Genomic DNA, 10,307 nt, shown 5'->3' on the forward strand with positions numbered 1-10,307 from the left:
CTTCCCACAGACTGCCTTTGCCCCTTGGGGCGAAAACAGACTAGTAACTGTATAACTTGAGGAGTAGCGCAAATGACCGGTTACCTTACAACACATGTTCTGGATACGGCGCGAGGGTGTCCCGCCGAAGGATTGAAGATCGAACTGTTCCGCATTGAAGGTGCAAACCGCGAGTTGCTGAAAACTCTGGTCACCAATGACGACGGCAGGACCGACAAACAAATTCTGCCCGAAGCAGAGTTTTCAACAGGTGAATACGAACTTGTCTTCCATGCCGGAGATTACCTTGATGCCTCTGGCACACCACCTGAAAACCCACGCTTTCTGAACGTCATCCCGATCCGCTTTGGAATGTCCGAACACTCGCATTACCACGTGCCTCTGCTGCTTTCACCCTTCGGATACGCGACCTATCGCGGCAGCTGAACATCCTACCGGGACGTATTTGCTGCCGCAATCGACGACCCGATGCGTTCTATTATGAATTCCATGAAAAGCCGCGTTTTGGGGTCCTGCATACGGCGGTGTGTAAACAGACATGCCATCTGAATTGGTTCCGGCGGCGTCTTCTCTGCCACCGGAACCAGATTTCCCGCCTTGAGATGCTGCGCAATCTCAAATTTCGGCTTCAACGCGATGCCATGCCCGCCAAGCGCCCAGTCTGTCAGCACGTCGCCGTCGTCTGACTCGAAACGTCCGGAAACCCGGAACCGTTTTGGCCCCGCATCGGTCCTCAAGAGCCATTGAAACTCGGTCGCGCCGGGGAACCGCAAATTGAGACACTCGTGCTCATCAGCGATTAACGCGTCGCCGCTTTCGGGCATCCCACGTTTTTTGATGTATTTCGGAGATGCACAAAGCACCCTTTCGACATCGGCGATCTTGCGAATACGCAAGTTGCTGTCTTCTGGCTGACCCAGGAAAAAAGCCAGGTCCAGACCCTCGGTTGTCAGATCAACCTTTCGGTCCGTCAGCCTCAGCCTGACGTTCACCTCGGGGTACTCGGCAAGAAACTTTGGGACCTGCGGTGCTATCAACCGACGCCCAACCCCCAAGGGCGCGGCGACATAGAGTGACCCTTTCAGGTTCTCGGTAAGATTGACGATCTGGGCTTCGGCACTTTCGACTGCTTCTAGGATCTCTGCTGCGCCACGATAGAAAGATTTTCCCTGCTCGGTGGGCGTCAGGCTGCGTGTCGTGCGTTGGAACAAACGCACGCCAAGATGCTCTTCCAATTGCGATATACGCGCCGACGTAACAGCTGGCGAAACCCTCAAATCACGGCCCGCGGCAGACATGCTGCCCAGTTCGTAGACCCGGACAAAGGTTCTGATGTTATCAAGGTAGGACATTTTTTTGCATTTTTTGATACTGCTTGGTCTTTACCAGCAATACCAGAACAAAACACACTCGCATAGAGTAACCGGAACTATAGAATCTTAGGAGCAAAGCCATGTATGACTTGGCCGTAATGTGGGAGTGGATCGCCTTTTCCGTCCGTTGGCTGCATGTGATCACCGCGATGGCGTGGATTGGTGCGTCATTCTACTTTATCGCGCTGGACCTCATGTTGAAGCCAAACCCTGCCTTGCCGGACGGGGCCTACGGCGAAGAATGGGAAGTACATGGCGGCGGTTTCTACCACACCGTCAAGTATCTGGTTGCGCCCTCGCGCATGCCCGAGCACCTGACCTGGCACAAATGGCAGAGTTACACGACCTGGCTGTCGGGCGCGGCGTTGCTCATGATCATATATTGGGTCGGGGGCGAGTTGTTCCTGCTTGATCCGACCAAAGTGGACCTGGCGCTGTGGCAGGGGATCCTGATTTCTGGCGGATCGCTGACCATTGGCTGGCTGCTCTACGACCAGATGTGCAAATCGAAGCTGAGTGATCACCCGACCGTTCTAATGCTGCTGTTGTTCGTGATCCTGGTGATCATGTCGTGGGGTTACAACCAGATCTTCACCGGTCGCGCCGCGCTTTTGCATCTTGGCGCCTTCACTGCGACAATCATGACGGCCAACGTGTTCTTTCAGATCATGCCGAACCAAAGGATTGTGGTCGAAGACCTCAAGGCCGGTCGGACGCCTGATGCCAAATACGGCAAGATCGCCAAGGTTCGATCCACGCATAACAACTACCTGACTTTGCCGGTCGTTTTCCTGATGCTGTCGAACCACTATCCGCTTGCTTTCGGCACCGAGTATTCCTGGATCATCGCCAGCCTGATCTTTCTGACGGGCGTCACCATCCGTCACTACTTCAACTCGATGCATGCAACCGGGAAAGGCCCGCACTGGACTTGGGGGGTGACGGTTCTGCTAATGGTCGTGATCGCCTGGCTGTCTTCGGTGAGAAACACTGAGACATGGGAGGACGCCGAAGCGCGTGACCTGACGCCATACGAACAGAAATTTGCGTCAGCCGCGGGCTTCGAAAACGCCTATGACACGGTCTTGGGGAATTGCTCGATGTGCCACGCCCGCGAGCCGGTGTACGGCACCATGAAATGGGCCCCGAAGAAGGTTTATCTTGAGACACCCGGCGATGTCGCCCGCAACGCCGACCAAATCTATCTGCAAGCCGGCATCAGCCATGCAATGCCACCACCATCTGCAGTGCAAATGGATGAAGAGGCACGCCAAACCATCATCGCATGGGTGCGTGAGGTCAGAGACCAATAGACGCCTGCGCGCAAAACGAAGATTGTTAACCGGGTCGTAAGCCCGGTTTTTTTTCTTTATGCGAAAAAGCGTTTGCTGTGCTGCGCGATGTGTTCGACAAACAGACGCACCTTGGGGTCTTGCAGCTTTTTGTGCGGATAAAGACATCCGAAAATCGTTGGCAATGGGGGCGTCTCGGGCAGGACTTCGACCAGTCGCCCATCCTTTAGAAACTCTCGTACGTCAAAGCGCGGCTTGTTGACGATCCCCCTGCCCGCCAAGGCCCAGTCTGTCAGTACATCACCATCATCCGCGTCGTATTTACCGCGAACTTCAAGTTTTCGCGGACCCATATCAGTGCGGAGCGTCCAGTAGTATTCCGGAGACCTTGGATAACGCAGCAACAGGCAGTTATGGGGCATGTGCAATAAATCGTCTGGTGTTTTGGGCGTGCCAAACTGCGACAAGTAATCGGGCGAAGCGCACAGAACACGATCACAATCCGCGAACTTCCGCAGTTTCATGGTTGAATCACCGGGCTCACCAATGAAAAAGGCTATGTCCAGACCGTCGGCCAGAATGTCCACCTTACGGTCGGACAAACGCATGCGAATCTCTGTTTCCGGGTAGCGATCAGAGAATTCCGGGACAAGTGGCGCAACGATTCTGCGCCCGACACCCAAAGGCGCGGTGATGCGGATGGCCCCCCGAGGCGCGTCGGAAAAGCTGGCGACACGCGCTTCAGCGTGATCAAGCGCCAGCAGGACCGCCTTGGCTTCATCGTAGAAAACCGTCCCCACTTCGGTTGGTGTCATCGACCGGGTCGTTCTGTTGAACAGCCGTACACCCAGATGGTTTTCAAGCTCTTTCAACCGTTTGCTGGCCACCGCCGGGGTCAACCGAAGATCACGCCCGCCAGACGTGATGCTGCCCAGTTCCATCACTCGGACAAAAACACGCAGACTTTCGATGTAAGACATTGGAACCTCCCAGCAGCGAAAGAATGCGTCATGGCTCTATATTTTTCAACGATATGTTGAAAGTATTTGCCGTTTGCGGCGATTTTCCGAGTCAATCTTTGCACCTATGGTTCCAGTGACCGCCCTCCGGAAGGCAGGGCAGAGGGAGAATTCCATGACGCATCGCACCCACATCCGATTTGTCCTGAACGGCAAGGATGTCTCCGTCCCAAACGTCTCAGCAGGCCAGACACTTCTCGATTTCCTGCGCCTGGAACGTCGACTGACAGGAACGAAAGAAGGCTGCGCCGAAGGCGACTGTGGCGCGTGCACCGTGCTTGTCGGACGGCTTGGGCGCACGGGCCTGCACTATGCTCCGGTCAATGCCTGTATCCGGTTTCTTGCCTCTGTCGACGGCTGTCATGTCGTGACGGTTGAACACCTGACCGGACCTGAAGGCCGACTGCACCCGGTTCAACAAGCCATGGTCGATCATCATGGCAGCCAGTGCGGGTTCTGCACGCCAGGCTTCGTCATGGCCCTCTATGCGCTTTGGATGCAAACTCCGGAACCAACCGAAGTGCAGGTTCAAACCGCATTGCAGGGTAATCTGTGCCGCTGCACAGGGTATGAGCCTATCATCCGAGCGGCCATTGCCGTCAGCCGCTACGGCACCCCGGCTTCTGACCATCTGAACACCGAACGCGAAACCATGACGGCGCGCCTGGCGGCCCTGAAAGACGGGCGGCGCGTGGTGTCCGGTCCTGAAGACAACCTGAGCATTCTCCCGTTCAGCGTTGATGATCTTGCCGCATGTCTGCAAGCTTATCCAAACGCCACGATCGTGGCCGGAGCCACCGATGTGGGCCTTTGGGTGACCAAGTTCCTGCGCGACATTGGCCCCGCCATCTTCACCGGTCATCTCGAAGACCTGAAAACAGTTGAAAGACAGGGGTCCCTCCTCCTGATCGGTGCCGGCGCCAGCTACACCGATTGCCAGGACCTCCTGTCTGAACACCTGCCACACCTGTCCTCCTACTGGGATCGCATCGCAGGGTGGCAGGTGCGGAATGTGGGAACCGTCGGCGGGAACATCGCCAATGGCTCTCCCATCGGGGACACGCCACCGGTTCTTATCGCGCTTTGCGCCGAAATCTCGCTGCGCCGTAACACCGAAAGCCGGACGGTGCCGCTTGAGGACTTCTTCATCGATTACGGCAAGCAGGACCGCCGTTCCGACGAGTTTGTAGAAAGCATCCGCGTGCCCCTGCCCGGGCCCAATGATCTGAACGCGGCTTACAAGGTTTCCAAGCGCCGTGACGAGGATATCTCTTCCGTGGCCGCTGGCATCCACATGACCGTCAGGGACGGCATCATCAACAATGTCCGTATCGCGTTCGGCGGCATGGCTGCCACGCCAAAGCGCGCATCGAAAGCCGAGGCGGCGCTGAACGGTCAGCCATGGGCACGCGAAGGCTTTGAAGCTGCCGCTGAAGCACTGGCCGAGGATTTCTCGCCTCTCACCGATTGGCGCGCATCATCTGACTACCGAATGCTCGCTGCCCAGAACCTGCTGCGTCGGTTCTTCCTTGAAAACGACAGCCAAACCGACACCCCCGTTCAACTGGCTTGTGCCTGATCAGGAGACGAAAACATGAAAGACAACGTTTCCATCATTGGATCGACCCATACCAACGTAAACCACGACAGCGCAATCAAGCACGTCACCGGGCAGGCCGATTACACAGACGACATTGCGCTTCCAGAAGGCGCGCTGCACGCGTATCTCGGCGTGTCAGACGTCGCACACGCCAAGATCGTGAACATCGATTTCACCGATGTTCTCGCCACACCCGGCGTGATCGGTGTGCTGACCGCTGATGATGTGCCGGGGGCCAATGATATCAGCCCGACACATCTGAACGACGAACCTGTTTTCCCGACCGACGCCATTCAATTCCACGGCCAGCCGTTGTTTGCGGTGGTTGCCGAATCCCGCGACATCGCGCGCCGCGCTGCGGAACGGGCAAAGATCGACTTCGAAACCCTGCCCCATGCGCTGGATCCGATTGCCGCAAAGAAAGCAGGATATCCGCATGTCACAGCGCCCCTCAAGCTGGAGCGCGGAGACGTCGCACCGGCTCAGGCGGCCGCGTCCAACCGGATCAAAGGCCGGATGAGCGTTGGCGGTCAGGATCACATGTACCTTGAAGGTCACATCGCCTTTGCGATACCGGGCGAAGACGACGATGTGGTGGTGCATTGCTCGACCCAGCACCCGTCCGAGGCGCAGCATATGGTGGCGCATGTCCTTGGGGTGCCGTCCAATGCCGTCGTGGTCAATGTCCGTCGCATGGGTGGGGGATTTGGCGGCAAGGAAAGCCAGATGAACCTGTTCTGCGCAGTGGCGGCCATGGCTGCCAAAAAGTGGAACCGCACCGTCAAAATCCGCCCCGACCGGGATCAGGACATGACCGCAACCGGCAAACGCCACGACTTCGTGATCGACTATGATGTCGCATTTGACGACGAGGGCCGCATTCAGGCGGTCGAAGGCAGTTTTGCTGCGCGCTGTGGCTTTTCGGCAGACCTGTCGGGCCCTGTCACCGACCGGGCGCTATTTCACGCCGACAACGCCTATTTCTATCCGAATGTGCGCCTGAACAGCCACCCGATGAAAACCAACACCGTGTCGAATACCGCGTTTCGGGGGTTTGGCGGCCCGCAGGGCGTGATCGCGGCGGAACGGATGATCGAAGAGATCGCTTATGCCACGGGGCAGGACTCGTTGGATGTTCGCAAGGCGAATTTCTACGGCACCAAGGACCGCAACGTGACCCCGTACCACCAGGAAGTCGAAGACAGCATTCTCGACCGGCTGGTCGGAGAGTTGGAAGAAACATCGGAATACCGCCAGCGCCGTCAGGATATCATCGAGTTCAACAAGACATCGCCGATTCTGAAAAAAGGCATCGCGCTGACGCCGGTCAAGTTCGGCATTTCCTTCACTGCGACCTGGTACAATCAGGCCGGTGCGCTGGTGCACGTCTACAATGACGGATCAATCCACCTGAACCACGGCGGCACTGAAATGGGCCAGGGCCTGAACACCAAGGTCGCTCAGGTCGTCGCCGAGGCCTTCCAGGTCGATTTCAACCGGATCAAGATTACCAAAACAACGACCGAGAAGGTTCCCAACACCTCGGCCACTGCGGCGTCCAGCGGGACCGACCTGAATGGCATGGCAGCGTTGAACGCGGTCGAACAGATCAAGGAACGTCTGGTGAAGTTCGCTGCTGAAAACTGGAAAGTCGCTCCTGAGGAAGTCGCATTCCACGCCAATCAGGTGCATATCGGCCAAGACGTTCTGGCCTTCGATGCATTCATCAAACAGGCCTATCTGGCGCGCGTACAACTGTCGGCGGCCGGGTTCTACAAGACACCAAAAATCCATTGGGACCGAGCCAAGGGGCAAGGCCGCCCGTTCTATTACTTCGCCTATGGTGCGTCCTGTTCGGAAGTCACAATTGATACTCTGACCGGTGAATACCACGTGGATCGGACGGATCTACTGCACGACGTCGGACATTCGCTGAACCCTGTGCTGGACAAAGGTCAGGTCGAAGGCGCCTTTATTCAGGGGATGGGATGGCTGACCACCGAAGAGCTTTGGTGGGACGATGCCGGTCGTCTGCGCACCCATGCCCCATCAACATACAAAATCCCACTCGCATCAGACCGCCCGCGCATCTTCAATGTGAACCTCGCCGATTGGTCGGAAAACCGGGAACTGACCATCAAACGCTCCAAGGCTGTTGGCGAGCCGCCGTTTATGCTCGGTATCTCGGTGTTCGAGGCGTTGTCGATGGCCGTGGCTTCTGTTGCTGATTACCGGGAATGCCCGCGCCTCGACGCACCGGCCACGCCCGAACGTGTCCTGATGGCCGTTGCGCGGTTGCAAGCGGGGCCCTGAACTATGGCAGCACCGCGTTCTCTGAGCGAATTTCTTTCCGCGCAGCTTTGCGTGATCCGCGTTGCGTTGACGCGTGTACGCGGGTCTTCGCCGCGCAATGAGGGAACAGAGATGTTCGTGGCACCCGGATCGTTGTGGGGAACCATTGGCGGTGGGCAATTGGAGTTTATTGCCATCAACGCCGCGCGGGACATGCTGCGTGATGGAGCGTTGCATCGGGACATGGATGTGCCTCTGGGCCCGGAAATCGGGCAATGCTGCGGTGGCAGGGTCGAACTGAAACTGACCCGCATGCGGGCCTCAGACAAACGGGCGGCAAAAGAACGCACCGCCCGGCGCGAAGACGCTTTGCCCAAAGTCTACGTCATGGGCGCGGGCCACGTTGGTCGGGCTCTGGCCAATCTGCTTCAGTACCTGCCGGTGTGCTGCATCCTCGTCGACACCCGGCCCGAAGAGATTGAGCTTTGCACCGCAAATGTCGAAACCCGGGTCAGTGCAATCCCCGAAGCCGAAATCTGGCGCGCACCCGAAGGCAGCGCCTTTATCGTTCTGACCCATGATCACGGATTGGATTTCCTGCTGACGACCGCCGCGCTGGAACGAAAGGATGCCGCTTATGTGGGGATGATCGGTTCCGCAACAAAGCGGGTAAAGCTCAGGAACTGGGCGCAGAAACACTGTGACGGACTATCCGTCGAACAACTGAATTGCCCCATCGGGGCAAGCGGTAGCCGCGACAAGCGGCCCAGCGTCATCGCCGCCTTCGTGGTGGCCGAAGTGATGGCTGAATTGACCTCTGAAACTGCCGCGACCGCCCTGACCGGGGCAAACCAGGCGCCCCTGCGGGCCCACCATCACGACCGGAAAGGGAGATCGGCCTGACACCCGTCGGGCCAACCCGATCACATCAGAGGAGGAGACCGTCATGGACGGGAGGACCTATGAATACAAGCTGTTTACCCGCAGCGACTTCAGCGCTTTCTGGGCGCTGTTCACGGACAACCTTGTAAACCTGCTGATCCTGTCGGGGGTCTGCCAGTTCGTGTTCCAAATGCCAGCGGAAATCGTCTTTGGCCGCATCGTACCCGGCGCCGCCATCGCGATTTTGGCCGGTGTTGCGGTTTACACATACCTCGCCAAATGGGCGGCAAATGCTCAAGGTAAAGACGTAACCGCGTTGCCCTACGGCATCTCGACGCCGGTAATGTTCGTCTACCTGTTCGGTGTGATCGGTCCCATCTATTGGGCAACCAACGATCCGATGCTGGCTTGGCAAGTCGGTATCGGAGCCGGATTCATGGGCGGCATTGTTGCGGCGTTGGGCGCAATCGTGGGGCCATACCTCAAGAAGATCACGCCCCGCGCAGGAATGCTGGGAACGCTTTGCGGGATCGCTCTGGTTTTCATCGGTTCCGTCCCGCTGGCCGAAGTGTTCGAGAACCCCGTCATCGGCTTTACATCGCTGCTGTTTATCCTTTGGGGTCTGATCGGGCGCTTCCGTCTTCCCGGCAACGTACCGGCCGGTCTGGTTGCAATTACCGCTGGTACGGTGATTGCCATCATCCTTGGTGAGTCAAGGATTGATGTCAGCGGCATCGGGTTCTACCCGCCAATCCCTTACATCGGGGACCTAATTGCCGGCGTGCAATACCTTTTCGCCAACCCTGAGCTGTTTCTGGTGCTGATTCCGGTGCAGATATACAACTTCATCGAAACCATGAACAACGTGGAATCGGCCGAGGCCGCGGGGGATCACTACCCTGTTGGGCTGTGCCAGGTCACTGACGGCGCGGGCACGATGCTGGGTGCTCTGTTTGGGTCGCCATTCCCGACAACCGTGTACATCGGCCATCCGGCCTATAAACGACTGGATGCGCATGCGGGGTATATTGTCGGTGTGGCCATTGTAATTGCCGCCGCCGCCTTCCTTGGGTTCCTGTCATTCCTTGCTGGCCTGATCCCGATCGCCGCAGCTGCACCAGTACTGGTCTTTGTCTCAGTCAGCCTGATCACCAACACGGCATGGGCTGTCAAACCGATGCACATGGCTGCGGTATCCTTTGCGATCCTGCCCCATATCTCGGCCTTCCTGATGGTTAAATGGGGATCTTTGATGAACGCCCTGCGCAGCAGCGGTGTCGAAGGACTGCCGTCTTTGGGAGATGCAAATCTGACCTCGGCCCTTCTCATGGAAGGGGCTCATTACGAGGGACACCTTGCCCTGAGTCAGGGGGCGATCATCACCGGACTGGTCTGGGGCGCCATCGTGGCCGATGTGATTGACGGACGCTTCCGGATGGCCGGCGCGTTTGCCGTCGCAGGTGGGCTGATGTCTTCGATCGGCATCATCCATTCCTACACGCTACAGATGCCTCAGTTCGACGGGATAACCATCGGCTATCTGATCATCGGCGCATTCCTCTATGTCTACCCGATGTTCGCACCTAAAGAGGATCTCGAACATCGTATCATCGTACCGGATGAGCCCGATCTCATCGATGACGATTCACCCGCTCAACAAGCCTGATCGACAGCGGGGCAGTCGCACGGCTGCCCCAAAAACCTTCCAGTCCCGTTCAATCAAGGTCGTTCGCGAGGCAGAGATTGCTCTGCGACCGCTTGCCGATCTTTCTCTCGCCTTTCTCCGGGCGACGGCATGTGGTTCGGAAGGGTCTTCCAGCGGATCACCCATGGCGGTTTCTCACAACAC

At 57.6% G+C, this 10,307-nt stretch carries 8 protein-coding genes; 6 read left to right on the forward strand and 2 right to left on the reverse strand.

Annotated features, from left to right (window positions below):
* Positions 1-72: 72 nt before the first annotated feature.
* Entirely contained in the window at positions 73-426 is a 354-nt protein-coding gene (uraH, locus tag AC2FJB_RS11250; RefSeq protein ID WP_117873808.1) for a hydroxyisourate hydrolase, read from the forward strand.
* Between the two features lie 5 nt (positions 427-431).
* On the opposite strand, the gene AC2FJB_RS11255 is transcribed toward uraH, so the two are convergent.
* A complete protein-coding gene (locus AC2FJB_RS11255) occupies positions 432-1,352 on the reverse strand; it encodes a LysR family transcriptional regulator (RefSeq protein WP_117873810.1) in 921 nt (306 codons plus the stop codon).
* A gap of 101 nt (positions 1,353-1,453) precedes the next feature.
* Here AC2FJB_RS11255 and AC2FJB_RS11260 point away from each other — a divergent pair, with 101 nt between their 5' ends.
* Entirely contained in the window at positions 1,454-2,686 is a 1,233-nt protein-coding gene (locus AC2FJB_RS11260) for a urate hydroxylase PuuD (RefSeq protein ID WP_496683717.1), read from the forward strand.
* A 56-nt stretch (positions 2,687-2,742) separates the two neighbouring features.
* On the opposite strand, the gene AC2FJB_RS11265 is transcribed toward AC2FJB_RS11260, so the two are convergent.
* A complete protein-coding gene (locus AC2FJB_RS11265) occupies positions 2,743-3,645 on the reverse strand; it encodes a LysR family transcriptional regulator (RefSeq protein ID WP_117873814.1) in 903 nt (300 codons plus the stop codon).
* A gap of 154 nt (positions 3,646-3,799) precedes the next feature.
* Here AC2FJB_RS11265 and xdhA point away from each other — a divergent pair, with 154 nt between their 5' ends.
* The 4 genes from xdhA to AC2FJB_RS11285 are packed head-to-tail and all read left to right on the forward strand — an operon-like array spanning position 3,800 to position 10,124.
* Complete coding sequence (gene xdhA, locus AC2FJB_RS11270) at positions 3,800-5,263, forward strand: xanthine dehydrogenase small subunit (RefSeq protein WP_496718392.1); 1,464 nt, start codon at positions 3,800-3,802, stop codon at positions 5,261-5,263.
* A 15-nt stretch (positions 5,264-5,278) separates the two neighbouring features.
* The gene (gene xdhB, locus AC2FJB_RS11275) at positions 5,279-7,597 is read left to right on the forward strand and encodes a xanthine dehydrogenase molybdopterin binding subunit (protein WP_496718391.1); all 2,319 of its coding nucleotides are present in this window, start codon (positions 5,279-5,281) and stop codon (positions 7,595-7,597) included.
* 3 nt (positions 7,598-7,600) lie between these two features.
* Complete coding sequence (gene xdhC, locus AC2FJB_RS11280) at positions 7,601-8,479, forward strand: xanthine dehydrogenase accessory protein XdhC (protein WP_496718390.1); 879 nt, start codon at positions 7,601-7,603, stop codon at positions 8,477-8,479.
* A gap of 43 nt (positions 8,480-8,522) precedes the next feature.
* Positions 8,523-10,124 (forward strand): xanthine/uracil/vitamin C permease, encoded by a 1,602-nt coding sequence (locus AC2FJB_RS11285; RefSeq protein WP_496718389.1) that lies wholly within the window; start codon positions 8,523-8,525, stop codon positions 10,122-10,124.
* The last annotated feature ends 183 nt before the right edge of the window (positions 10,125-10,307 follow it).

Source organism: Ruegeria sp. CDSC085 (genome assembly GCF_059610465.1).